The sequence below is a fragment of the Marinobacter sediminum genome (assembly GCF_016820575.1).
GTDB classification, from domain to species: Bacteria; Pseudomonadota; Gammaproteobacteria; order Pseudomonadales; family Oleiphilaceae; genus Marinobacter; species Marinobacter sediminum.
In genome coordinates this window covers 938801-964263 of record NZ_JAEMQH010000001.1, presented here as the reverse complement: position 1 = coordinate 964263, position 25463 = coordinate 938801, and the positions used below count along the sequence as shown (strand labels likewise).

Here is a 25463-nt window from a genome sequence, read left to right as displayed (position 1 = left end):
CCTGGATGGTATGGCCGGACATTCAAAGACTGCTGGCAGCGCCGGATTGGCACTCTGCACACCATCATACACGGCACGGGCCGCCCATTGCAGACTCCCTCGACAGGTTGAGGAACACCCGTGACATTCCGGTTACCGGATTGAATCCAGGGCCCGGGCGCGAACCCGCTCCGCATTCGTGAAATGCTGGTCGCGCAGGTCGGCAATGGCCTGCTTCAGATCGGGCCCGGCCAAGCCGGATGTCAGCAGTCTCTGGCGCTGGGCGGAGTAGGCTTGCCAGCGCTGGCTCCAGTTTGCCTGTTCCTGCTCCAGGGCCTGCAGCCGCTGCGCAGTTTCGATGCCGAAGGCCTCCCGCCGCCAGTTTTGCAGCGCCTCGGGGTTATCGGCCAGTTCCTGGCGCGCCTTTTCATAATCAGTAAACCGGCGGGTTTCCCGACGCGCCTGCCGCAATGGATCGGGCAAGGCATCTTCGGCCTGCGCCAGGGCCACCCGGCGCTGCTCCTCGGTCAGGCCCCAGTCGCGGCTGATCCGAAGCTTCTCGATCTGAAAACGATCGATCGCCTCGTCCTGGGCAAAAAACGCGTCGGCGGTGGCACTGTCGAGCCAGACTCGACGCAGGGCCTGAATTTCCTGCATGCGCTGCTGCATCTGCACCGCATTCAACTCGGTGCCGCCGCCATAGCCGGCCTCCAGGTCGGAAATCGCCAGCTTGTAATCCAGGTAGGCGCCCAGGGTATCCAGAGCCTGGGTGCGTGCGGGCTCTTGCAGCGCCAACAGTGTGTGTTCAATACGGGCGACCAGCTGCTCCAACGATTCCTCCCCGAGCGCCGACAGATAGTATTCAAACAACTGTCGCAGCGCCGGCGTTGGAATCAAGTCGCCGACACTGTTGACCTGGTTCCAGCCACCGGGCACCGAGGTACCCACCAATGAGGCCGGCAGCTGCTCCGGCACCGAAACAGCGTTAGCCCGGCCTACCAACGTCGATGGCGCTGTGGCGGTGGCGACCGCTGCCAGGCCGGTGCTGGATTCGGCTTCAGAGCGACGGAGCTCGGTCGAGGTCTGCGCCGGAGTGACAGCTTGCGACGTCAGCAAATACCAGCCGGTCACCAGCAGCAAAGTCAGGATGAACGGAATCAGGATGCAGGGGCGAGCAAGGGATCTCATGGTCAGCGCGAATCCGTGGTGTTTGGGTGCTGGCGTATTGCTTCAGAACCGCCAGAAGGGAATGGCACGAGGATAGACCAGAGCGGGACCAACTGCCGAGAACAGCGTCAAAAACAGAGTCGGGACTAATCGCCCCGACCTGATCTGGCATTAATCACAAGGATCGGTTGTTAAAACCTACAGCGACTTTACGCGGTGCGTCTGAGCGGAAGAGGGTATCGATCTCATGGATCTCACCACCCTGGCTCAGGTAAGCCTCGATATCAGCCTGCAGCTGCGCCCGAACCCGCGCCCGTCCAGCAATGGAATGATTATCATCGCTGTCGTGGCCCCAGTTTCCGGGTTGTTCAAGATTGCTTTCGTCGAATTCACTCATGATGCTCTCCCCATCAACGAAAACAGAGAATCGAGTGCCGGCGCGCCCCGCAGGGCAACTACACTCAGTCTCGACGAACGGCCGGCTTTGGCGTCGTCTTGGCGTCTTTATAATCCTGTTTCGGTGACTGCGCTATTTCAATCAAACCCATTTTTTGTAATTTTTTGTAACTGCTAATAAAGCACTGATTTTATGTGACAAAATGAGGCTCAATCAGGAACCCATGAAATTGACACAAAGAATGAATAGTGATTCACTACTTCTAGGGAGCCGGCATGGCTTATCGTGAAACGGAGAAGATGCGCCAGCGCAAGGCCGAGGCGCGGCAACGGATTGTTGACTGCACCTTCCAGTGCGTTATGGATGGCGGGTTCCGAAGTGCTCGTATTACCCGAATTGCAGATCTCGCGGGCGTTGCCACAGGCACCATTTACCGGCATTTCGAATCCCGGGAAGAGCTGTTTGCCGGCGTATTCCGGCTGGCCACTCAGCGCGAGGTCGACAAGGTCGCAGAAGCGCTGGCAACCGAGGGCAACACCGCAACCCGTCTGGAAACGGCACTACGGCAATTTGCCGAACGCGCCCTGCGCGGGCCCATGATGGCGTGGTCGCTGATAGCAGAGCCGGTCGACCCGAAAGTAGAAGAAGAACGACTGAAGTACCGCAAGGCCTACGCCAGCCTGTTCGAAACGGCGATTCGCGAAGGCATTACCGAAGGCTGCCTGCCGGATCAGGACGCCCGCCAGAGCAGTACCTGCCTGGTAGGTGCCATTGCGGAAAGCCTTGTAGGCCCACTGTCACCAACCCAGGCCGGCCAGAATCCGGCGGCGACACCTGACAACACCGATGCGCTGGTCAATGCCATCATCCGCTTTTGCATGCAGGGACTGACCGGCACCAGGAGATAACCATGAACGCGCGGCAGCCTCACCCCGAGACTCCAACGAACGGCTCGGAAGACCGATACCTGGCCAGCACCCACGAAGTGGTCAACCAGCCCCCGGCACTGGAGAACTACAACCTGTTCGAGCAGGACACGGCTCTGCAGGAAGCGGTCATCCGGGAGGGTGCCGACGCTGCCACGCCGGAATTAAGAGCGTTTGGCGCACTCGCAGGCGCTGCAGCCACCATTGATCTGGGCTTCAAGGCGAACAGCAACAAGCCGGTATTCCAGACCCACGATCGCTTCGGTCACCGCACCGACGAGGTGGAATTTCACCCGGCCTACCACGACCTGATGACCATTGCCCTGGAACATGGCCTGCACAGCAGCCCGTGGACCAATCCTGGCAAGGGTGCCCACGTGGCCCGGGCCGCCAAGTACTTCATGCACTCCCAGGTAGAAGCTGCGCACGGCTGCCCCATCACCATGACGTTCGCCGCCATCCCCTCCATCCGGAAACAGCCCGAGCTGGCCCGGGACTGGGAGCAGCGCATCCTTGCCAACAGCTACGACCCGCGCAACATACCCGACAGCCAGAAAGCCTCCGTCACCATCGGCATGGCAATGACCGAGAAACAGGGCGGCAGCGATGTCCGCGCCAACAGCACCAAGGCCTTCGCGGTCGGCACCGAGGGCCCGGGTCAGGCCTACGAACTGGTTGGCCACAAGTGGTTTGTCTCGGCTCCCATGTGCGACGCCTTCCTGGTGCTGGCGCACTCCCGCGGCGGCCTGTCCTGCTTCCTGATGCCCCGCTGGCGCCCCGATGGCAGCAAGAACCCCTGGCAGATCCAGCGTCTGAAAAACAAGATGGGCAACGTCGCCAACGCCTCCAGCGAAGTGGAACTGCGCGGCGCCCTGGCCTGGATGGTTGGCGAAGAAGGCCGAGGCGTGCCGACCATCATTGAAATGGTGGCCATGACCCGCTTTGACTGCATGATCGGCAGCGCCGCTGGCATGCGCCAGGCGGTGGCACAGGCCACCCACCACTGTCGCCATCGCAGCGCCTTTGGCAACCGCCTGAACCAGCAACCCCTGATGCAAAATGTCCTGGCCGATCTGGCGGTGGAAAGCGAAGCGGCTTTGGCCTACACCCTGCGAATCGCCCGCGCCCTGGACAATCAGGACCAGGAACACGAACGCCTGCTGGCACGCCTGGCCACGCCGGTTGGCAAGTACTGGATCTGCAAGCGCACCCCCAACCACGCCTACGAGGCCATGGAGTGCATCGGCGGCAGCGGCGTGATGGAAGACTGCATCATGCCCCGGCTGTTCCGGGAATCACCGGTCAACGCCATCTGGGAAGGCAGCGGTAACGTTCAGTGCCTGGACACCCTCCGCGCACTGCAAAAAGAACCGGAAACCCTGGATGCGTTCTTCCGCGAAGCCTCCGAAGCCAAAGGTGCCGACCGCCGTTTCGATCTGTTCCTGGCCCAGCTGCAGCAGGATTTCGGCGACCTCAGCGATATCCAGTACCGGGCCCGCAACCTGGTTGATCGCATGGCGCTGGTCATGCAGGGATCCCTCCTGCTGCGCCACTCCGACCCTGCAGTTGCCGACGCCTTCTGCGCCTCACGCCTGCAATCAGCCGGCGGCATGAATTACGGCAACCTGCCTTCGGGCACGGATGCAGCGGCCATTATCAAACGGGCAACACCTGTAGTAGGCTAAGGATATTAAACGTCCCTGAAGCAAGCCAAGGAGGAGGCGGGGCGGAGTCTCTGAAACTGTGCGGAGCCATGGATGGCGGAGCTCAAGCGTCACATGGACGTGCTTGAGCGGGTTTCAGAGACTTCGCCCCGGCCCCTCATGCACGGATTAAAATGTCTGAAGCCCTGAGAAAACTACTGAACCAGTCCAGCGCACAGCCGGTGATTACCCCGCACGTGGGTGTACTGACCCTGCACTTCCAGCTCTATGGCTGCGAAGACCTCAAGGCCAAGCGCAAGGTCTTTACCGCCCTGCGCGCAGTGTGGGGCAAAGAGCCAGACCTGGCCGTTGCGGAGACCGCGGACCTGGATGCATTGGATTGCGCGACCTGGACCATCGCGGCCCTTGGCACCTCATCCCAGCAGATCACCCAACGCCTCGATCAGGTTGAAAAGGCCATTGAAGAGCGCGTAGACGCGGCCATATTGGACGTGCACCGGGAAATTCTCTGAGCCACTATCTACACTACAAATGGGCCTTGTAGCGCATGACTTCGCCAGTCCGTATACTACCGCTCTTCAGGGATCTCAGAGCGCCTGCTGACCGCAGGTGGCCAGTTTTGAATCGCCGGACCGACACTCCGGCCATATCCGTCGGGCGTTCGGAATCGGCCCAGCGGATAACCGCTGAACATGTGTGGTACCTATGACCGGAAAGAAAAAATCCGCCCAGGCCTCAGTCGAGGCGATGTATCGCGTGTTCACGGTGCCCGAGGCTCCGGAATCCACGTTGAGCCGGATCGACCAGAACATCTCCAACAACCTTGCCGGTTTTCTGCAGGAACACATTGTTGCGGTTGAACGGGACCTGTCGGACGTCGAAAAGAACTTCTCCGACTACGCCATCCCGGAAAAACCCGTCTTCGTGTCTGAGCAGGCGCAATTTCTGCTCGACAAATTGGTGGCCAACTCGGTCCACACCGCCTCCCCCGCCTTCATCGGTCACATGACGTCCGCGTTGCCGTACTTCATGCTGCCGCTGTCGAAAATCATGATTGCGCTGAACCAGAACCTGGTCAAAACCGAGACCTCCAAGGCCTTCACGCCCATGGAGCGCCAGGTCCTGGGCATGATTCACCGCCTGGTCTATGAAGAAGACGGCGCCTTCTATCGCAAGTGGATGCACGACCCCCGCTATGCCCTGGGCGCCATGTGCTCCGGCGGCACGGTTGCCAACCTGACCGCACTGTGGGTCGCGCGCAACCGTGCCTTCCCGGCCGAGGGCAGCTTCCGCGGTCTGCATCAGGAAGGCCTGTTCCGGGCACTGAAATACTATGGCTATGAAGGCGCCGCCATCGTGGTATCCCGACGCGGGCATTACTCCCTGCGCAAAGCCGCCGACGTACTCGGCCTCGGCCGCGAAGCCCTGGTACCGGTGGACACCGACGACGACAACCGCATCCAGACCGACGCCCTGCGGGACAAATGCCTGGAGCTGCATCGCCAGAAGATCAAGGTCATGGCCATCTGTGGCGTGGCGGGCACCACCGAAACCGGCAACGTCGACCCCCTCGATGGCATGGCTGACATAGCCCGGGAATTCGGCGCCCACTTCCACGTGGACGCTGCCTGGGGTGGCCCCACCCTGTTTTCCCGCTCTCACAAGCACCTGCTGCGAGGCATCGAGAAGGCCGACTCAGTCACCTTCGATGCCCACAAGCAGCTCTATGTGCCCATGGGTGTTGGCCTGGTGGTGTTCAAGGATCCGAGCCTGGCCAGTGCCGTCGAGCATCACGCCCAGTACATCATCCGTAAGGGCTCCCGGGATCTTGGCAGCACCACTCTGGAGGGCTCCCGCCCGGGCATGTCGATGCTGATTCACTCGGGCCTGAAGATTCTTGCGCGGGAAGGCTATGAGATTCTGATCGATCAGGGCATCGAGAAAGCCCATACCTTTGCGGAGATGATCAATGCCGAGCCAGATTTCGAGCTGATCACCAAGCCCGAGCTGAACATACTGACCTACCGCTACTGTCCGGAATCTGTCCAGAACGCCCTGAAAATAGCGGATCCGCTGCAAGCGGAAAAGCTCAATACCTGTCTGAACCGCATCACCAAGTTCATCCAGAAAACCCAGCGCGAGCGGGGCAAGGCCTTTGTCTCACGGACCCGGCTGGAACCTTCACGCTACTACCATTTTCCGTGCATCGTGTTCCGGGTGGTTCTGGCGAACCCGCTAACCACGCGGGAAATCCTGAGCGATATCTTGATCGAACAGCGGGAGCTGTCGGCGGAAGAAGGGATTGAGGACGAAATGCGGATTCTGCATCAGATGGCCGATGCGGTGCTGAAGCAGCACGAACTGAGTGCCAAGCAGGCCTAAACCTGACTACCCCCGAGAACTTCGGATGAGTTGGCCGGGGGGCGTTTCAAAAATTGTGCGGAGCCATGGAGTTAGCCTGCGGCAAGTCCAGATACCGGCCCCAAACACGCTGTAAATACCTCCCTGTACGCTCGGCTCCGCCATCCATGGCTCCGCACGGTTTGGGTCCGGCACCTGGCCTCCCCGCTCCGATATGTGAATCAGCCTTAGTAAAGCGCCTCTTCGTCATCCAGCACCTCGTGGATGATATCGAGAAACATGTGGTCCGCCTTGCTCCAGCTCTCCGGAATCCGGATCGTCGTATTCGCGCTGATTTCCCGGGCGATGATCTCGTTCGCATTGGGCTCGTTGCGATACTTGCGGGCAATTTCCATGGACTTGACGGCGATGGTCGGCTCGCTCAAGACTTTCTTGATGAACACCCTCAACTCATCAATCATCTTGGCCTGTTGGCTTTCAACAGATGTACTCATTGTTCACTCCACGGATAATCGGTTGCCGGGGGCACAGACGCGCCCCCGTTCTTGCTAAATAGTATGGCCAAAGTGGCCAGAGACAGCCAGCCTACCGGATCAGATCATCAGCCCGCGCAGGGTGAAGAACAGGAGGGCGGCCATGATTGCGGAGGCCGGAACCGTGATGATCCAGGCTGCGGCGATCTTGAACAAGTGCGACCGCTTGACCATCTCTTCCCGGTAAATCTTCTTCAGGCGCTTGCGCTCGGATTTCGACAGCGGCACCTGCTTTTTCTTCTTGGCCTGCTTCAGCAGATCTTCCATCTCCTCAACGGAGGCATCGCGGAAGTTATCCAGGAACGGCTTCAGACGCTTCTGCTCGTCCTCATCATGGTGCTCCATGATCTTGTGCAGCTGGGTCGCGTAGTTGGACTTCAGGTATTCCCGCAGGAAGCCAACACCGAACACGCCACCGATGGCAATGTGGGTGGAGCTGACCGGCAGCCCCAGCTGGGACGCCACGATAACGGTCAAGGCGGCCGAGAGCGCGACACAGAAGGCGCGGGTCTTGTCCAGCTCGGTAATTTCGCTACCCACAGTCTTGATCAGGCGGGGGCCGAACAGCATCAAACCAACCGCCAGACCCAGGGCACCGACCATCATCACCCACAGCGGGATGCTGGCGGAGGTCACTACGCCACCGGATGACAGCGCATCGTTGATCGCCGCCAGCGGACCAATGGCGTTGGCGACGTCATTGGCGCCGTGGGCGAAACTGAGCAACGCGGCTGCGAAGATCAATGGCCAGGTGAACAGTGTGTTCACACCGGCGGCATTATTCTCCATGGTCGCTGCGCGACGGCCGACCAGGGTGCGGACCGCGAAATAGACGATCGCAGCCGCCAGCAGGCCGATCAGGGCCGCGTCCAGGAAGTCGACCTTCACAACCTTTTTGACACCCTTGATCATCAGGTAGGTGCCAAAGGCCCAGGCCATGATCGCCACCAGTATCGGCACGAAGGTGCGCGCCGCCGGAATTACATCCTTGCGGTAGAGGACGGTTTTCTTGACCAAGAACAGGAACAGTGCCGCCATAGCGCCACCCAGCACTGGTGAGATCACCCAGCTGGCGGCAATCTTGCCCATCACAGCCCAATCGGCAATACCCCAGCCGCCGGCCGCAATACCGGCACCCAGAACACCACCAACAATAGAATGCGTGGTGGAAACCGGTGCCCCCATCCAGGTAGCCAGATTAAGCCAGAGCGCGCCGGCCAGAAGTGCAGCCGTCATCAACCAAACGAAGGACTGACTGTCGCTCAACGAGGACGGATCGATGATGCCACCCTTGATGGTGGAGACCACATCGCCGCCGGCGATCAACGCCCCGGCCGATTCGAAAATTGCCGCTATAATGACGGCGGCGCCGAGTGACAGGGCGCCCGAACCAACGGCCGGGCCGACGTTGTTGGCAACATCGTTGGCACCGATGTTGATCGCCATGTAGCCGCCGATAACGGCAGCCGCCATCAGCAACATGCTATTGGGCATGCCCTGACTGAAAGAACCAACGGTCAGCCATACGCCGAGGAGAAACAGCAGGCTGAATCCGACCCTATACCGTTCCGTGGTGGGGCTGGTGAGGAGAGTATCCAAAAGTCCGGTTGAACGGGCCATAAGAGATTGGGTCTCGCTTGGTCTGAATGGGAAAATGACGTTGTGTTCCGGGCGCAACTATAAATTTTTTGCCATCAAATTGAAATAAAACGGCCAATGTTCACCCAGATCACATTATGACCAGCCAACGGATGCAAACCTACCGCTAATTGGCTCATAATCTGAAAAAATGCGTCAAAAAGTACAAAAACTCGCCTCAAGGTGCTCATGTCCAACCAGTCGATCACAGGCCCGCTCGCCGATGGAGAGCGTGAAGACGCCCAGCTATCACGTCTGATCACCTGGTTGTCCGCTATGGCCATTCTGTTTCTGGTCGGCATTGGCGCCAAGGCCTGGTACGCCGAACACCATAGCCACGCCTGGGTGCTCTGGGGTTTCGCCCTGGTGGTGATCATCAACATGGCGCACTTCGCCCAAACCGGAAACCGAGCCGCACAGAAGGGCGGCCTGCTGCTGATGGTCTGGCTGCTGTTCACCTACCTGATCGCCTCGGGCGGGGAGAGTAATACCGGGCCGCTTTGGTTCTACGTGTTTCCACCACTGCTGTTCTACCTGACCAGCCTGAAGACCGGCACCGCGGTGCTGCTGTTCTGTTACCTGGTTGCCGTCATTGTCTTCCAATTCCCCGGGCTGCCCATGGTGAGCGCGGAATACAGCCTCGATTTCAAGATCCGCTTCTTTGCCACCCTGACCTTTGAATCGGTTCTGTGCTTCGTGCTTGAAGCCAGTCGCCTGAAAGCACGCAGCGAACTGGTCACACTGGCACAGAACCATGAACAGGCGGCCAAGACCGACGAACTGACCGGCCTGTCCAACCGCCGCGACATGCACAACCGGCTGAGCGCGGAGTTTTCCCGCTACCAGCGCTCCGGGCATCATTTTTCCATCGCCCTCATCGATCTGGACCTGTTCAAGGGCATCAATGACAAGCACGGCCACGATGCCGGCGATGAGGTGCTCAAGGCGTTCTCGGCACTGATGCAAACCGTCATCCGACAAACCGACGTTGCGGCTCGCTGGGGCGGTGAAGAATTCCTGATTCTGCTGCCCGACACCTCCTTGCTCCAGGCGCTGACCCTGGCCGAACGGCTGCGCTCGGAAGTTGCCCAAACGCCGTTCCGGTTCCGTAACGCCGAACTGCCGGTGACCATCAGCGCCGGCGTCTGCTCCATCGCCAAGGCCGGCTCCATCGACGAACTGCTGAAACAGGCCGATATCTACCTGTACAGCGCCAAGAAAGATGGCCGCAACCGGATTGCCCCCCGGGTTCGCAGCCGGCTCACCAACAAAGCCGCCGACGTTGATGGTTGAGTGACCCGACAACGGTCTTTATGATCGATGTCCAAACCAATTTCGTCGCCCCGAGCCGGGTGTTACCAGCAAACAGGAACCGCAATGACAGCTATACGTATTCTGGTGGGCAGTGTATACGGGGGCGCCCTGCTGACCGCCCGAGACATCAAGAAAACCCTGGATGCCGAGGGCCACACCGTAACGGTGCTTGAAAACCCTGCGCTCGAGGACATTACCGGCAATGACGATGCGCTGCTGGTGTGCACCTCCACCACCGGCCAGGGTGAAGTGCCGGCTAACCTGCTGCCCTTTTATGTCGCCCTGCGCGATCAACTGCCCCAGCAACCTGGCCGGCCGTTCGGCGTAATTGTCCTGGGTGACAGCTCTTACGGCGATACGTTCTGCGGTGCCGGCGACCTGATGGAGGAAGCTCTGTTCGAAACCGCCGCACGTAAAGTCGGCGACACCTTGCGCATTGATGCACTGGAGACCACCGAACCGGAAGCCGAGGCATTGCCCTGGGTTAGGGAGTGGCTGGAAAAAATCTGAGCTAATGCCGTAAAGCGACGACCAATACCGGCGCCAGGTCTTGAGCCCGGGTCCGTGAGCAGCCATACTCGAAACCATAACGAAAACAAGAAAGCGGTACTGCGTGACATTTACCCTTTGGTCAAAACTCTGTGCAACCGTGCTGTTGCTGTTCGCGATCGCTCAGCCAGGCTGGGGGGCCGACGTTGTTAAATCCCCCCAGACCAGCTACCTGACCGTACCGCCGGGCACAGAAACGTCCGCCAGCGAGCTCCTGGCTTCCAGCCAATGGCAGCCGCTGGCAGACAGGAGCCCCAATTTCGGCTACATCCCCGATACCCTCTGGCTGAAACTGCCAGTTCCTGACCAGCCGAACCTGAATCTGCTGGAAATCAGTTACTCGCACCTCGACCAGATCCGGTTTTTTCTGATCGAAAAAGGCACCGTAGTTCACACCGTTACCACCGGCGACAAATTCCCATTCCAGCAACGCCCAATTCTACATCGGCACTTTCTGTTCCCTTTTGAACGGCCAAACAACGCCGAGTATCAGATTGTGCTGGAAGTTCGCTCCAGCGGCGCAATGCAGGTCCCCCTCACGCTCTGGAATGACCAGTCGTTTTTCGAAAGTTCCTTTATCGAAGATCAGGTACATGCGGTCTATTACGGTATCCTGATAACCGCCATCTTGTTCAACCTATTCGTCTTTGTGGCTCTGCGGGAGCGGGTTTACCTGCTCTACGTGCTGTCGACACTGAGCTACCTGCTGCTCATTGGCACCCTCAACGGCATCTCTTTTCAGGTGCTCTGGCCTACCAGCCCCGACATTCAGAACCGCGCCATGCTGCTGAGCGTTCCTGCCGCCATGATCTTTACCCTGTGGTTCTCTCAGGCGTTCCTGAACTTGGGCAAAACCAGCATCGCCTTGAAGCGCACGCTGGCACTGGCCATGGCCGTGAACGCGGCAGCGGGGCTGGCCACCTTTGTGGCCGACTACAACACCGCTATACGGCTGGTGGTGGCGTTGTCCATCCCCACCAACCTGGTTCTTACGCTGATTGGGCCCCAGCAGTGGCTGCGAGGTAACCGACAGGCTGCCTATTATTCGTTGGCCTGGGGCGCTTTAACATTGGGAACTGCGATCACGGCCGCGAACAAGTACGGCCTGCTACCCAATAATTTCGTGACAGTCTACGGCATGCAGATTGGCTCGGCGGTGCAAGCGGTCCTGCTGGCCATGGCCCTGGCGGTGCGAATTTTTCAGGAACGGCAAAACAAGGTAGAAGCACGAGAAGCTGAGTTGCGAGCCATGGCAGCTCGCCGATCGGCAGAACTCAAGCTGATGGACCATGCACTCCACAACCCCCTGACCGGGCTGCCCAACCGCAGCAGTTTTGAAATGATGCTGAACGACCTGATGATGCGCAGCCCGGAAAAAAGCTACGCTATCACCGTCATTCACCTGAACAACCAGGATTCGGTCACCAAGACCCTGGGCCACCGCAACAGCGATCACATCCTGGCGCTGGCCTCCAAGCACTACAACGCCGCCATTCGTAATCTGCCCGGCGCCATCGCCACAGAATTGACCGACGAGCGCAGTTACTTCCTCACTTTCCTGGACCCGCAGACCTTTGCCTTTGTGGTGGATGCGCAAGTTACCCGGGAAACGCCTCGCGAAGTGATCAAAACACTCGAGGATATCCGCTATCCAATCGACTATCTGGGCATGCAGGTGCCGCTGGATGCCCGCCTGGGCGTCGCCATGTTTCCTGACCATGGCGCCGACACCAACACCCTGATTCGCCGCGCTGCCATTGCCGCCGGTTCCGAGCGGGCGAAGGAGCGAGGGATGGCCTACTACAAACCATCCCGGGACTCATTCAGTGCCGACCGACTGACCATTGTCTCGGAATTACGCCAGGCCCTGATCAACAACAGCCTGGCGCTGCACCTGCAACCCAAGGTGTCGCTGACCAGCGGTGAGGTGGTCGGCATGGAAGCTCTGATCCGCTGGCCAGACAAACAAAGTCAGTTGCGCCCGGACGAAGTGATCGAACTGGCGGAACAGACCGGGTTGATCAAACCGCTGACCCGCTGGGTCCTGGAACAGGCTCTGGCCATGCGCAGCGGGCTACTGGAGCATGGCTGGAACATCGGCATTGCCGTCAACATCTCCCCCAATAATCTGCGAGAGCCGGATTTCCCCAGCTACGTGCAGCGCCTGATGCGCAGTGTCCCGGAGCACCAGGGCCGAATAACCTTTGAGGTTACCGAAACCTCCATGATGCAGGACCCGGCGAATTCCCTGACCGCGCTGAAGCAGCTGAACACCAACGGCATACCGATTTCGATCGATGACTTTGGCTCGGGCTACTCATCGCTGTCCTATATCAAGCAGTTGCCTGCCAACGAAATCAAAATAGACCGATCACTGATCGCTGAACTGGCCACACGGGCCGAAGACCGGGTGATCGTCCAGACCACCATCGACATGTGTCACAGTCTTGGTTATTCGGTGGTGGCAGAAGGCGTTGAAGACGAGACTACCGCCCAGCTTCTCAGGGAAATGGGCTGCGACATGATTCAGGGCTTCCTGCTGTCCCGTCCCCTGCCCTTCAACGATGCCCTCGACTGGCTGCGCCAGTCGGCCAGCCAGATGTCGGAGTTCCCTGAAGCGCTGATAAATTAGCGCTGACGGATCAGGGCTTCCTGGGTGGTCGAAGCGACCAGGCCACCCTGCTGATTGAAGAAGTTGCCACGGTTAAAACCCCGCCCCGCTGATGCGCTGGGGCTGTCTTTGTCGTAAAGCAGCCACTCGTCCATGCGGAAATCTCGATGAAACCAGATGGCGTGATCCAGACTGGCTACCTGCATGTTCTTGCTCATGAAGGTCACGCCATGGGGGTTGAGTGAGGTACCCAGGAACTGGAAGTCCGAGGCGTACGTCAGCAGGCACCGGTGCAACACTGGGTCGTCCGGCAGCGGTCCCTGGGCCCGGAACCAGCTCTGCTTGTGCGGCGGGCGCTTTTCCGGCTGAAACGGGTTCATCGGATCAACCGGCCGAATCTCGATGGGCCGGTCGCGGGTGAACGAATCACGCATGCGCTCTGGGACTTTCGGCGCCATTATCTGGCCCCACTCGTGCTCGGACTTCAGGGTATTCGGGTCTGGGGCGTCGGGCATCGCCAGCTGGTGTTCGAAGCCTTGCTCTGACACCTGGAAAGACATAGAACCGGTCAGGATCTCCTTGCCGCCTTGGCGCGCAATCACCCGGCGCACGGAAAAGCTGCCGCCATCCCGCACCCGCTGAACCTCGTAATCGATGGGCATGCTGTGATTGCCCGGGCGCAGGAAATAGGCATGGAGGGAGTGGCACAACCGACCCTCAACGGTGCGGCTGGCCGCCATCAGGGCCTGGCCCAGTACCTGGCCGCCGAAGACATTGGGAAAACCCAGGTCTTCACTGTCACCCTGAAAGTGGTCATCGCCGATCGGCGACAGATCCAGCAGATCGACCAGCTTTTTCGTTACCTCAAGCATGCCTGCTCCTGTCAATTTCCTACTCTGTGAAGACGCTGCGTGCCGCGCCCCGGGATCACTGATGAATGGGCGGCACTTCCTTGGACAGCGCCTGTTTCTCCAAGGCAAAGCGCCCGGTCACAGCAAATCCGAGCACCTCACCCTCGGGACTGCGGAACAGGGCTTTGACATCCGAACCCTCGGCCTCGACGCGCCATTCGCCGTCGGCCTCCGGTGCCGGCGGGCACACCGCAGTCGGGCAGCAAGGCGTCTTGATCATTACCGGCATGGTGCCGTACTTCACTTCCGTGCGTTCGCCGGCGAGGGTTTTCGCCAGGGCCCGGGCACAGGCCATCAGAGGCAACACATACAACAGCACATGGCCGTCCACTTCGGCACAATCGCCCAGGGCGTAAACATCCTGAGCCGAGGTTTCCAGCGCGCGATTGACCGTGATACCGCGCCCGGTCTCGATACCGGCAGCGTGGGCCAGCTCGGTGCGCGGGCGCAGACCAACCGCGGAAATCACCAGATCCGCATGCACAACCTCACCGTTGGCGAGCGTGAGTGAGACTCCCTGCTCGGCACGATCAATGCGCTCGACCACGGTTTCCAGATGGAAACGCGCGCCCAGGTTTTCCAGCTCGTGCTGAACAGCCGCAGCGGCCGGCTCTGGCAGCAGACCAGGCATGACCACATCCGAGGGTGCAATCACATCAACCTCGTAGCCGCCATTGCGCAGGTCATTGGCGAATTCGCAGCCGATCAAGCCAGCACCCATGATCGCCACCCGCTTGCCGCCGGCCAACGCCTTGCGAAAGGCACGGTAATCCATCAGGTCGTTGATTGAGAACACATGTTCAAAGCCATCGCCGTCGATCGACAGCCGTATAACATCAGCCCCCCAGGCCAGCACCAGCTTGCTGTATTCAAGCCGCTCCTCACCCAGCAACAGTGCCTTGGCCTCGGTATCGATCCCGGTCACAGTGGCGAACGTGCGCAGCTCGATGTTCAGCTGCTCGGCCATGGCATCGGTGGAGGCCTGCGCCAGACCATCGGCGTCCTTACCCTTGGTAAAGCCCGTGGACAACATGGGCTTGGAGTAGCTGACGCCATCATCGGCGGTCACCATGACAATGGGCTGTTCCTTGTCCAGCTTGCGCATTTCCCGCGCCAGCGAATAGCCGGACAACCCGGTACCGACGATAACGATGGGGGCCTGTTCAGTCATATCCGTACTCCAAGGGGGTCAGCCAATCTCAATCATTTCAAAATCTTCTTTACCCACGCCACAGTCCGGGCAAACCCAGTCCTCCGGCACATCTTCCCACTTGGTGCCGGGCTCGATACCGTCTTCCGGCCAGCCCTCGGCTTCGTCGTAAATCAGCCCGCACACCACACACTGCCACTTCTTCATTACTACTCTCCCGATTGATCAGAACGCGATAATAATTGTCTGACAATTATGCGCGCAACTGTTTAGTTTGGTTTACAGTGGCCTGCGTCACCGCACGGCCAACCGTTTTAGTCAGGCAGCCATCATACCCATCACCCCGGAATTGACCAATGCCGGCATCGACGGACACTTACGGGGTTTTCTGCCAATAGCCATAAATACAGACAATCGGCCCGACACTGCCCCTCCCTTCGAGCGCCCCTCTCCGGTATAATCGCCCGTTTTACGACAGGACCGACCGTTATGACCGATACCGTCGCCGAAATGAATCAGGTAATGGCCGAAGCCGACTGCCTGGTCGATGAACAGCAGGTGCATGCCGCCATTGGCAACCTGGCTGACGCGCTTACCGACCGCCTGAAAGACAGCAACCCCCTGCTTTTCTGTGTCATGAACGGTGGTCTCATCCTGACCGGCCAATTGCTGACTCGGCTGAAATTTCCGGTGCAGGCCGAATACCTGCACGCCACTCGTTACCGTCAGGAAACCACCGGAGGCATCCTCGAGTGGAAACTGCGTCCGGAAGCGGACATGCAGGACCGCACCATTGTCATCGTTGACGATATTCTCGATGAAGGTACGACGCTGTGTGCCATAGCCGATTACTGTCGGGCTCATGGCGCCAAGGAAGTTCTGACCGCAGTTCTGGTCGACAAGCAGCACGATCGCAAGGCCCAGCCCGGGCTGAAAGCGGATTTCACTGGCCTGGAAGTAGAAGACCGCTTCCTGTTCGGCTTTGGCATGGACTACAAGGGCTACTGGCGCAACGCGCCTGGAATTTATGCCGTCAAAGGACTTTGACACCGGCGCCCACCCGACCTCCGGTCACTCCGATAAGCGTCGCCTGACTATCCCCCCGACGGACTGGTACCGGTCTCTGGCCGCAGCCGGGCTCCGTAATCCCCAGGTGCACGGCCCGGCCAGGTATTGGTTGCAGGTGGAGGGCTCGTTTACCCGGGCCCTGCAACGCCAGTGCACCGAGACCTTCCACGTTGAGGTGCAACACGAAGGTTTTGCAGTCCCCACCCAGGAAGAAGCACAGCACCTCGGCCTACCGGCCCGGCAGCGGGCCTGGATTCGCGAAGTCCGGCTCTGTGGCGACGGCCAGCCCTGGGTGCTGGCCCGAACCATTATCCCACTGGCCTGTCTGGAAGGCCGGGGGCGGCGCCTGCGCCACCTTGGCAACCGCCCCCTGGGCGCCTATCTGTTCAGCAGCCCGGACTGGCAGCGTGGCCCGCTGGAAACCGGACTGTGCAATCGGGTTGTGAGTGGCCAGCCGGCCATGGCCCGACGCTCGATGTTCTGCCACCGCCAGCAATGCCTGCTGGTCGGTGAATACCTGCTTCCCGACCTGTTCAACTGACCGTCGCCTTTCATCCCCTACCCAGCACTGGCTATAATCCGGGCATCACCCGCTCACCTGCATCTGCACACGGATCAAGCCTATGCTTCTCGACGCCATGCCCGATCATCTCCAGAACCGGCTTGCCGACTACGCCCGGTTGCTGCGGATAGACCGCCCGATTGGCAGCCTGCTGCTTTTATGGCCGACTTACTGGGCGCTGTGGCTGGCCGGCGATGGTAGCCCCGCCATTGGCAACCTGATCGTGTTTACCCTGGGCGTGTTCTTCATGCGGGCCGCCGGTTGTGCCATTAACGATTTCGCCGACCGGGACTGGGATCGTCACGTCAAACGCACCCAGGATCGCCCCCTGACGGCGGGGCGCATCAAAGCCTGGGAAGCCGTAGCCCTGTTTGCCGGCCTGTGCCTGATCTCGTTTCTGATGGTGGTGCTGTTCACCAACACCCTGACGCTGTACCTCTCCTTCGGCGGGGCACTGCTGGCGTTTATCTATCCGTTCATGAAACGCTACACCCACCTGCCCCAGCTGTTTCTGGGGGCGGCGTTTTCCTGGGCCATTCCCATGGCATGGGCCGCCGAAGCCGATGGCCTCAGCCAGATTACCTGGCTACTGTTTACCGCCAACGTGCTCTGGACCGTGGCTTACGATACCTTCTACGCCATGGTCGACCGCGACGACGATCTGAAAGTGGGCATCAAATCCACCGCCATCCTGTTTGGTGAAGCCGACCGCATCATCATTGCCATCCTGCAGACCATGGTGGTGCTGATCCTGATGATTGTCGGCAGCCATGCCGAGCTTGGCAGCATCTACTACCTGGGCCTGGTGGGCATGGCCTGCCTGTTCATCTACCAGCAGTTCCTGGCCCGTGAGCGGTCCCGGGAAGGCTGCTTCAGAGCCTTCCTGAACAACAACTGGGCCGGCTTCTCGGTGTTTAGCGGGCTGGTGCTTGACCTGATGATTGCCTGAGGCTGTCATATACTTGTCATATTGTGGCTGTGTAATGAGACAGCAATACATCATGGTCTGACACAGGTTTAGCTTATGTCTGGAAAAACTGTCCTGATCGTCGATGACGAGGCACCCATCCGGGAAATGATCGCGGTGGCCCTCGAAATGGCGGATTACGACTACATAGAGGCAAAGGATGCCCGGGAAGCCCACGCCCTGATCGTCGACAAACTGCCCGATCTGATCCTGCTGGACTGGATGCTGCCTGGCACCAGCGGCGTTGAACTGGCGCGACGCCTGAAAAGAGAAGAGGCGACCGCGGATATTCCAATCATCATGCTCACCGCCAAGGTGGAAGAAGACAACAAGATCCAGGGCCTGGAAGTGGGCGCGGATGACTACATTACCAAACCGTTCAGCCCCCGCGAGCTGGTGGCCCGGCTGAAAGCGGTACTGCGCCGGGCGACTCCGCCGGGCGTCGACACGCCCATTGAAGTGAATGGCCTCACCCTGGACCCGGTCGGCCACCGGGTAACTACCGTCGAGGGTGAACTGACGATGGGGCCGACCGAATATCGGTTGCTCCAGTTCTTCATGACGCACCAGGAGCGGGTCTACACTCGCTCCCAACTCCTGGATCAGGTCTGGGGCGGCAATGTTTACGTAGAAGAACGAACCGTTGATGTCCACATCCGCCGGCTACGCAAGGCACTGGGAGACGGGTACGACAGCCTGATCCAGACGGTAAGAGGCGCGGGCTACCGGTTCTCTACCAAAGCCGCCTAGCCGACTCGGGCATCAGCCCCGTTCATGAAACAAGGCAGCGTTTGATGCAACACAACTGGTCACGGCATGTCCGTTTCATAATTATCGGGATCATCGGCGCAACGCTGATTGGCCTGTACCTGGGTTCTCCCATTTACGGGTTTACCTTCGCCGTGACGGTGTATCTGTGGTGGACGCTGAAACAGACCGGGCGCCTGTACAAATGGCTTGGCAATCCCAATGCGTCTGAGCAGGCGCCCCAGAGTGTCGGCTTGTGGGGCGACATCTTCGACCACCTGCACAGACTGCATCAGACCCATCTGAAAACCCAGGACCGGCTCCGGGCCCAGATCAATCGGGTTCAGGAATCCACCAACGCCATGCGCGACGGCGTGGTCATGACCAATCACCGAGGTGCGATGGAATGGTGGAACGGCTCCGCGGAATACCTGCTCGGTTTCCGTCGCACCACCGACCAGGGCCAGCTCATCCACAACCTGATTCGCACGCCGGCTTTCAAAAGCTACTTTGACTCCCGCGATTACCGAGAGCCCCTGGAAATTCATTCACCGGCCAAACCCCACATTCACCTGCAGATCCAGATCAGCCTGTTTGGTGACGACGACCGGCTGATTGTTGCCAAGGATGTGACCCGCCTGTACCAGCTTGAGCAGATGCGCCGCGACTTCGTCGGCAATGTTTCCCACGAGATGCGCACGCCACTGACGGTGATCAGCGGCTATCTGGAAACCCTGGTGGACAACGCTGAAGACTTGCCACCGAAATGGCGCCGTGCCATCAACACCATGTCGGCCCAGTCGTCCCGAATGGAAGCGCTGATTACCGATCTGATTCTGCTGTCCAAGATCGAAACCGGGGAGCAGACTGTCCACGACAGCCTGACCGACGTTGAGGAGCTACTGGAACAGATTTGCCGCGACGCCCAGGCCCTGAGTGGCGATAAACAGCACCAGCTTTCGGTTCAAGTGAGTGACAGGCGTCTGTTGCGGGGAGACGAAAGCCAGTTGCGCAGCGCGTTTTCCAACCTGATTTTCAACGCGGTGAAATACACCCCGCCCAAGGGCCAGATTACTGTCAGCTGGTTCAGCGATCGTGATGGCGCTCACCTGTCGGTCAAGGATACCGGCATCGGCATTGACCCGATTCATATCCCCCGGCTGACCGAGCGCTTCTACCGGGCCGATCCCAGCCGCCACAAAGATACCGGCGGCACCGGTCTGGGCCTGGCCATCGTCAAGCACGTGCTGCTGAACCACGATGGCGCCCTGAACATTCGCAGCAGTATTGGTGCCGGAAGCGAATTCATCTGCCACTTCCCCCGGGAGCGCCTGATTGAGCGAGTGCCCGAGAAGACCGATTTCGACGCCTGACGGCTAACGGGAACCGGCCCGGAAACGGGCGACAAAGCGGGACAGGTCTTCCAGTTTCTTGGGGTCTTCATCGACAAACCGGATGGTGACACTGACAAAATCGGTGTCCTGGCGTTTATCGACTGCCTGCAACTGATGAACATAGCCGTTCAGGCGGGCCATCTGCCCCTCAGCGATCTCGATATCGACGACGGCCTGGTCCAGAATGCCCGGGAACACCTGGTCACGCTTGGCCAGCACTCGTACTTCAGTGAGGTTGATGTCTTTGATTACGGACTTGAGGGTGCTGTCTGAGAACCGTACCGAGGCCAGCGTCAGGGAGGCTCGGGCCGGGGATGGCTGAGCGACGGGCTCCGGGGCTGGCTCCCGCTTCTGGGTCAACAGCGTCGCCGATTCCTTGAACGCATCCACCGGGCTCTCCATGGATTTACCACCCCGCTCCATGGCGTTTTTCAGCTTACCGCCCATCACCTTGATGATCTTCTTGCTCAGACCCTCGGGGCTAAAGGGCTTGCCAAGATATTCCGACACGCCTTCTTTGACCGCTTCGATAACGTGGTCTTTGTCGCCCCGGCTGGTGATCATGATGAAGGGTACGTTCTGGTACTGGGGCTGCTGGCGCATCCACTGGAGCAGCTCCAGCCCGGACATCTCCGGCATCTCCCAATCGCAGAGCACCAGATCAAAGGCCGTGCGGGACATCAATGACTGGGCACGCCGACCATTCTGGGCATCGGTGGTTTCAATGACCGGGAACCGCTGACGCACTGTGCGTTTGACCAGATCCCTTACGAAGCTGGCATCGTCTACCACCAGCGCTTTCAGCGTTGCCATTATTCAGACCTTACGTTATCCACAGGCTCGTTGTTGTCACTCCACTATAAAACAAAGGGCGGTGCCGGAAACCCCGCAGCAACAAAAAGACGACAAACGGCACAGAGTGATCCAAACAGCGGAACCCCGACGTTAAACAATTGTCACTCGGAAGGGCCCCGGACGGTATTTCTGTCGTTCCAAAACGCGCTACCATGGGCTCCGGGAATTTCACACCATCGTAATTGTGCCGAGGTTTTGTGTGCTGAACGCGTTTGCAAGGATTCTGCCCCTACGGAGTACCGTTTTTCGCCTGTCGATCACCGGTCTGCTGACCACCCTGGCTTTGCCCGCCTTCGGCCAGGACACCACCACTTCAGTCAACACCGACGCCTTCGGCGAATGTAAGGCACGGCTCGCGGACCGGGCGATTGCGGCCGGCGTAAGCCAGCAAACGGCCAATTCGGTCATGGCCGACGTTGAGCACCTGGGCCGTGTCATTGAGCTGGACCGTCGGCAGCCGGAGTTCACCACCACCTTCGCCGACTACCTGGGCCGACGGGTGAACGAGGACCGCATCAGCAAGGGCCGGATGTTGCTCGAGCAGCACAGCGAGCTTCTTGCCCGGGTTACTGCAGAAACCGGCGTACCGGCACCCTACCTGGTTGCCTTCTGGGGTCTGGAGACTAACTTCGGCAGTTACTTCGGAAAGATGTCGGTGCCCAGCTCCCTGACCACCCTGGCCTGCGACCCACGGCGCAGCAGCTTTTTTACCGAACAGCTGATCGCTGCCCTGCGCATCATTGATGAAGGCGCTATTCCGGCCAAGCAGATGGAAGGTTCCTGGGCCGGCGCCATGGGGCACGTGCAGTTCATGCCAACCGTCTTTCTCAAACACGCCGTCGACGCCGATGGCGATGGCAAGCGGGACCTGTGGCACAGCCTGCCAGATGCCATGATGTCCGCCGGCAAGTTTCTGGAATCCATGGGCTGGAACCCGGACTATCGCTGGGGCCGGGAAGTCCTGCTGCCCCAGCAGTTTGATTACGCCCTGGCCGATGGTCGTCGCCTGCCACTGAGCAAATGGCGGGAACTGGGCATCACCGATGCCTTTGGCAAAGCCTTGGCCGATGAGCCGATTGAAGCCTCGCTGGTGGTGCCGGCGGGACACGAAGGGCCGGCCTTCCTGGCCTATCACAACTTCAAGGTGATCATGGGCTGGAACCGCTCTGAGTTCTACGCCATTGCCGTTGGTCACCTGGCCGATCGCGTCGCTGGCGCCGGTGGTTTGCAAAATCCGCCGCCGGAGGACGTGCCCGCCCTGTCCCGGGACGCCATTCTCGACCTGCAGCGCTCGCTGAACGAACGCGGGTTCGACAGCGGTAAACCCGATGGCATCATTGGCTCGGGAACCCGCTCAGCCATCCGGAAGTACCAGTCCGCCTCTGGCCTGGTCGCCGACGGCTACCCGGGGCAGACCGTACTCGACAAACTGGGGATCACTACCGACCGGTAACCGACCATGGACTCCATAACCCAAATGGCACTGGGTGCCTCCATTGCCGGCGCAGTAGCCGGCAAGACTCTGGGCCGGACCGCGCTGATTACCGGGGCCGCCCTTGGCACCCTGCCGGATCTGGATGTCGTGCTGGACTACGGCTCGGCGGTTGCCAACTTCACCCAGCATCGCGGGTTTACCCATTCCCTGTTTGTTCTGATTCCACTGGCGATTGTGCTGGCCTGGGGTCTCTGGCGCTGGCGACCGGCGCTGGGCTTTCAGCGCTGGCTGGCGCTGACCATGCTGGTGCTGATCACCCATCCAATCCTGGACAGCTTTACCACCTACGGCACCCAGTTGTTCTGGCCGCTCGGTGGGCCGATCGCTCTCAACAGCATCTTTATCATTGATCCGCTTTACACCCTGCCGTTGCTGGCCGGCTGCCTGGCCTTTCTGCTCCGGCCACCGGCCACTGGCGCCATCGCAGCTGGGCTGGTGCTGTCCAGCCTGTACCTCGGCTGGACCCTGTTCGCGCAACAAGTGATCAGCGACCGGATACAACCGGCGCTGACCGAAGCCGGGCTGCAGGAATCCCGCGTGCTGATCCAGCCCATGCCGTTCAACACCGTGCTCTGGCGCGCTACCGCGCTCACCGAGCACGATCACGTGGAGATTGTCACGGGCTTCTTTGATGGCAATACGCCGCTGAATCTGGAGTACTTTCCACGCCGCCCGGACCTGGCCCAGGCGGTAGCTGAGTTTCCCGAGGCCCAGCGACTCGAGTGGTTCACCCGGGGTTTTCTGGATTACCGCGTAGCGGGCAACCAGATTACCGCCACCGACATCCGCCTGGGTATTCCGGGGGCCCATCCGTTTACCTTTGTGCTGGCGCAGCAAAATGGCGATGCCCTGCACCCAGTCAACAGCAGTCAGAAACCGCGCCCGCCGCTTGATCCGCAGGCACTCGGCCTGCTCTGGGCGCGGCTCACCGGTGAAGCACCGGTTATCTGCCTGGCCGACCTGGCCACCCCGGCACCGGGTCAAAGCTGCTGACCATGACGCGGCTGGATCAGTTCATCGCCACCAGCACTGAGCTGTCACGGAAGGAGGCCAAGCGCGCCATCACTGCCGGGCGGGTGCACCTTGATGGCCAGCCCTGTAAATCGGCCAATACCAAGATATCGGCGACGGTTGAGGTCACGCTGGATGGGCAAGCCTGCAGCCTGCCTGGCGAGCGCTATCTGATGTTGAACAAACCGGCTGGCGTGGTCAGTGCTACCCGAGACAGCGATCACCCCACCGCACTGGACCTGCTGCCAAGCGACATGGCCCACACCCTGCACATCGCCGGTCGGCTGGACATGGACACCACGGGGTTATTGCTGCTGACAACCGACGGCCAGTGGTCGCATCGGCTGACCTCGCCGCGGGTGGAATGTCCAAAGACCTACCGGGTCAGCCTGAGTGATCCGCTTACCAGGGAGGCAGCCCACGCGCTGGAACAGGGGCTGCTGCTGCGCAATGACCCCAGCCCTACCCGGCCAGCACAGGTTCGAATGGTGGAGGACAAGGTGATAGAGCTGACCATTTCGGAGGGCCGCTACCATCAGGTCAAACGCATGCTGGCAGCGGTGGGCAATCACGTGGAAGCTCTGCATCGCAGGCGCATCGGCAGCATTGCGCTGGATCCGACACTGGCCCCCGGCGAGTTCCGGGAGCTGACGGCTGAGGAAGTGGCTTCAGTCGGTTAAGATTAAGGCTCGGGCCAGACGCGGCTCAGGTCCGCTCGAACCGCTGGGCTTTCAGGTTCTTACGCACAGCCCCCGCCTCAAACACTTCGCCGTTCATGGCGATGTACACACCCGGCGACAACAGTTGCACAGCCGACCAGGCAAAGCCGATATTGAACAGAGCATCGGTTCGGCGCATGCGGGCCGGCTGCATGGCACCGATCAGCACGATGGTCTTACCTTCCAGCTTGGCCAATGCAGCTGCGGTGTCGGGCATGGTATCGGTGCCATGGGTGATCAGGATCCGGTCGCACTCGGAGGCGGACACCGCCTCCAGCACCGCCTGCCGATCGGCATCGGTCATTTCCAGGCTGTCCTTGCGCATCAGTTCCTGCACCCGGTAGCCGTCGTGGATATTGGACTCGGCCAACAACTCCGGCAACAGCGAAGTCCCCACTTCGAACTGACTGTTGGCGTCGAAATACACCTTGTCGATGGTGCCACCGGTGGTGAAAATCTGGATCATGACGGCTCGATTTCCTGTTGGCGTCAGTTGGTGCTGACGGAGTTATCTTTGGCTGCCGCGTAGGCCGCATTCTTTGACTGTTCATAGCGTCGGGCCGCCTTGGCCACCTGGCCTTTGGCGCCGGTGTCCAGCCAGCGCTTGATGCGGCCGGCATCGCCCATGGGTGAGCGGGTGCCGAGGGAATCCAGCAGCACGGTCACCACCTGTTTGCCATTCATCTTCGAGACCATCACCAGGCACCGGCCCGCATCACTGAGGTAGCCGGTCTTGCTCAGGGTCACACCCCAGCTGTCACGGTGCACCAGGGCATTGGTATTACCAAAAGACAAGCTATAGCGGGGGCTACGAAACCAGGCCCGATAATAGCCGGTGGTGGAGTACTCGCGAATTTCCGGGTGCCGAAGCGCCGCCTTTGCCAGCTTTACCAGATCGGCCGCGGTGGAGACATTGTCCACCGACAATCCGGTTGGATCGACAAAGCGGGAACCGGTCATGCCTAATTCTCTGGCCTTGGCGTTCATGGCCTCAATGAAGGCATCAAAGCCCCCGGGGTGACTGCGGGCCAGAGTGTAGGCAGCGAAATTTTCAGACGACATCAGGGCAATGCGCAGCGCCGCGGAGCGCTGCATCTCGGAATCAATTCGTATCCGGCTGTAGGCGTTGGCAGCCGCCGGGGTATGCCGTTTCTTGAAGGTGAGCCATTCATCCAGTGGCTCACCGGAATCCAGCACCACCAGCGCCGTCATCACCTTGGTCAACGACGCAATCGGCACCGGGCGATCGGCGTGCTTGCCAAACAGCAGGCCATCCTCATCCACCAGGGCTGCTGCAGCGTTAACCGAGGCCAGGTTCGGGCCCTGCTGAGCAGAAGCGGCCACGGGCAGGGCAAGTAGCAATAGATAAACGACGCAAGTCATCACGTCGCGCACGCCGGACCGCGCAAAACCTGAGTTCAAAATGGTTCCGTTCCTGTGTTCTA

General features: G+C 60.0%; 25 protein-coding genes. 15 read left to right on the top strand and 10 right to left on the bottom strand.

The features are described from left to right. Window positions 1–132: 132 nt before the first annotated feature. Together FGO67_RS04255 and FGO67_RS04250 are read right to left on the bottom strand one after the other, a co-directional pair. Complete coding sequence (locus FGO67_RS04255) at window positions 133–1167, bottom strand: lipase secretion chaperone (RefSeq protein WP_203299456.1); 1035 nt, start codon at window positions 1165–1167, stop codon at window positions 133–135. Between the two features lie 154 nt (window positions 1168–1321). Then, window positions 1322–1543, bottom strand: a complete 222-nt coding sequence (locus tag FGO67_RS04250) for a hypothetical protein (RefSeq protein WP_203299455.1) — start codon at window positions 1541–1543, stop codon at window positions 1322–1324. Between the two features lie 275 nt (window positions 1544–1818). Between FGO67_RS04250 and FGO67_RS04245 the strand changes: the two genes are divergently transcribed. The 4 genes from FGO67_RS04245 to panP all read left to right on the top strand — a co-directional run bounded on the left by FGO67_RS04245 (window position 1819) and on the right by panP (window position 6515). Continuing rightward, window positions 1819–2451, top strand: a complete 633-nt coding sequence (locus FGO67_RS04245; protein WP_203299454.1) for a TetR/AcrR family transcriptional regulator — start codon at window positions 1819–1821, stop codon at window positions 2449–2451. Between the two features lie 2 nt (window positions 2452–2453). After that, the gene (locus FGO67_RS04240) at window positions 2454–4154 is read left to right on the top strand and encodes an isovaleryl-CoA dehydrogenase (protein ID WP_203299453.1); all 1701 of its coding nucleotides are present in this window, start codon (window positions 2454–2456) and stop codon (window positions 4152–4154) included. A 152-nt stretch (window positions 4155–4306) separates the two neighbouring features. After that, window positions 4307–4645: a DUF503 domain-containing protein gene (locus FGO67_RS04235; RefSeq protein ID WP_203299452.1), complete on the top strand. Its 339-nt coding sequence runs from the start codon at window positions 4307–4309 to the stop codon at window positions 4643–4645. Window positions 4646–4838: 193 nt separating this feature from the next. Continuing rightward, entirely contained in the window at window positions 4839–6515 is a 1677-nt protein-coding gene (gene panP, locus FGO67_RS04230; protein WP_203299451.1) for a pyridoxal-dependent aspartate 1-decarboxylase PanP, read from the top strand. A gap of 206 nt (window positions 6516–6721) precedes the next feature. On the opposite strand, the gene FGO67_RS04225 is transcribed toward panP, so the two are convergent. Continuing rightward, window positions 6722–6988: a hypothetical protein gene (locus FGO67_RS04225; RefSeq protein WP_041340099.1), complete on the bottom strand. Its 267-nt coding sequence runs from the start codon at window positions 6986–6988 to the stop codon at window positions 6722–6724. A 99-nt stretch (window positions 6989–7087) separates the two neighbouring features. Continuing rightward, the gene (locus tag FGO67_RS04220; RefSeq protein WP_203299450.1) at window positions 7088–8647 is read right to left on the bottom strand and encodes an inorganic phosphate transporter; all 1560 of its coding nucleotides are present in this window, start codon (window positions 8645–8647) and stop codon (window positions 7088–7090) included. Window positions 8648–8854: 207 nt separating this feature from the next. Here FGO67_RS04220 and FGO67_RS04215 point away from each other — a divergent pair, with 207 nt between their 5' ends. The 3 genes from FGO67_RS04215 (at window position 8855) to FGO67_RS04205 (ending at window position 13160) form a co-directional block, all read left to right on the top strand. Beyond that, window positions 8855–9958, top strand: coding sequence for a GGDEF domain-containing protein (locus FGO67_RS04215; protein ID WP_203299449.1), 1104 nt, complete (start codon window positions 8855–8857; stop codon window positions 9956–9958). An 84-nt stretch (window positions 9959–10042) separates the two neighbouring features. Then, entirely contained in the window at window positions 10043–10489 is a 447-nt protein-coding gene (locus FGO67_RS04210) for a flavodoxin (protein WP_203299448.1), read from the top strand. Between the two features lie 103 nt (window positions 10490–10592). Further along, complete coding sequence (locus tag FGO67_RS04205; RefSeq protein WP_203299447.1) at window positions 10593–13160, top strand: EAL domain-containing protein; 2568 nt, start codon at window positions 10593–10595, stop codon at window positions 13158–13160. Here the strand turns inward: FGO67_RS04205 and FGO67_RS04200 are convergent. Genes FGO67_RS04200 through FGO67_RS04190 form a run of 3 tightly spaced genes read right to left on the bottom strand, consistent with a single transcriptional unit; the run spans window position 13157 to window position 15407 of the window. Further along, the gene (locus FGO67_RS04200; RefSeq protein ID WP_203299446.1) at window positions 13157–14011 is read right to left on the bottom strand and encodes an acyl-CoA thioesterase; all 855 of its coding nucleotides are present in this window, start codon (window positions 14009–14011) and stop codon (window positions 13157–13159) included. The genes FGO67_RS04205 and FGO67_RS04200 overlap by 4 nt on opposite strands. A 55-nt stretch (window positions 14012–14066) precedes the next feature. Continuing rightward, on the bottom strand, window positions 14067–15221 hold the full coding sequence (locus FGO67_RS04195; RefSeq protein ID WP_203299445.1) for an NAD(P)/FAD-dependent oxidoreductase: 1155 nt from the start codon (window positions 15219–15221) through the stop codon (window positions 14067–14069). A gap of 18 nt (window positions 15222–15239) precedes the next feature. Further along, window positions 15240–15407: a rubredoxin gene (locus tag FGO67_RS04190; RefSeq protein WP_008173532.1), complete on the bottom strand. Its 168-nt coding sequence runs from the start codon at window positions 15405–15407 to the stop codon at window positions 15240–15242. 282 nt (window positions 15408–15689) lie between these two features. Between FGO67_RS04190 and FGO67_RS04185 the strand changes: the two genes are divergently transcribed. The 5 genes from FGO67_RS04185 to phoR all read left to right on the top strand — a co-directional run bounded on the left by FGO67_RS04185 (window position 15690) and on the right by phoR (window position 19917). Next, complete coding sequence (locus FGO67_RS04185; RefSeq protein WP_203299444.1) at window positions 15690–16247, top strand: hypoxanthine-guanine phosphoribosyltransferase; 558 nt, start codon at window positions 15690–15692, stop codon at window positions 16245–16247. Further along, window positions 16228–16809, top strand: coding sequence for a chorismate--pyruvate lyase family protein (locus tag FGO67_RS04180; protein WP_203299443.1), 582 nt, complete (start codon window positions 16228–16230; stop codon window positions 16807–16809). The genes FGO67_RS04185 and FGO67_RS04180 overlap by 20 nt, the downstream gene beginning before the upstream one ends. 82 nt (window positions 16810–16891) lie before the next feature. Then, on the top strand, window positions 16892–17779 hold the full coding sequence (gene ubiA, locus FGO67_RS04175) for a 4-hydroxybenzoate octaprenyltransferase (RefSeq protein ID WP_203299442.1): 888 nt from the start codon (window positions 16892–16894) through the stop codon (window positions 17777–17779). Window positions 17780–17854: 75 nt separating this feature from the next. Then, window positions 17855–18547: a phosphate regulon transcriptional regulator PhoB gene (gene phoB / locus FGO67_RS04170; protein ID WP_203299441.1), complete on the top strand. Its 693-nt coding sequence runs from the start codon at window positions 17855–17857 to the stop codon at window positions 18545–18547. A gap of 44 nt (window positions 18548–18591) precedes the next feature. Beyond that, window positions 18592–19917, top strand: a complete 1326-nt coding sequence (gene phoR, locus FGO67_RS04165; protein ID WP_203299440.1) for a phosphate regulon sensor histidine kinase PhoR — start codon at window positions 18592–18594, stop codon at window positions 19915–19917. 3 nt (window positions 19918–19920) lie between these two features. Here phoR and FGO67_RS04160 read toward each other — a convergent pair whose 3' ends face one another. Next, the gene (locus FGO67_RS04160; protein ID WP_203299439.1) at window positions 19921–20751 is read right to left on the bottom strand and encodes a response regulator; all 831 of its coding nucleotides are present in this window, start codon (window positions 20749–20751) and stop codon (window positions 19921–19923) included. A gap of 241 nt (window positions 20752–20992) precedes the next feature. Between FGO67_RS04160 and FGO67_RS04155 the strand changes: the two genes are divergently transcribed. The 3 genes from FGO67_RS04155 to rsuA are packed head-to-tail and all read left to right on the top strand — an operon-like array spanning window position 20993 to window position 23979. Next, window positions 20993–22246, top strand: a complete 1254-nt coding sequence (locus FGO67_RS04155; protein ID WP_420844490.1) for a lytic murein transglycosylase — start codon at window positions 20993–20995, stop codon at window positions 22244–22246. A 6-nt stretch (window positions 22247–22252) separates the two neighbouring features. Then, window positions 22253–23281, top strand: coding sequence for a metal-dependent hydrolase (locus FGO67_RS04150; RefSeq protein ID WP_203299438.1), 1029 nt, complete (start codon window positions 22253–22255; stop codon window positions 23279–23281). A gap of 2 nt (window positions 23282–23283) precedes the next feature. After that, a complete protein-coding gene (rsuA, locus tag FGO67_RS04145) occupies window positions 23284–23979 on the top strand; it encodes a 16S rRNA pseudouridine(516) synthase RsuA (protein WP_203299437.1) in 696 nt (231 codons plus the stop codon). 25 nt (window positions 23980–24004) lie between these two features. On the opposite strand, the gene FGO67_RS04140 is transcribed toward rsuA, so the two are convergent. Together FGO67_RS04140 and pbpG are read right to left on the bottom strand one after the other, a co-directional pair. Beyond that, window positions 24005–24484, bottom strand: a complete 480-nt coding sequence (locus tag FGO67_RS04140) for an asparaginase domain-containing protein (protein ID WP_203299436.1) — start codon at window positions 24482–24484, stop codon at window positions 24005–24007. Between the two features lie 23 nt (window positions 24485–24507). Beyond that, complete coding sequence (gene pbpG / locus FGO67_RS04135) at window positions 24508–25440, bottom strand: D-alanyl-D-alanine endopeptidase (RefSeq protein WP_238942160.1); 933 nt, start codon at window positions 25438–25440, stop codon at window positions 24508–24510. Between the last annotated feature and the right edge of the window lie 23 nt (window positions 25441–25463).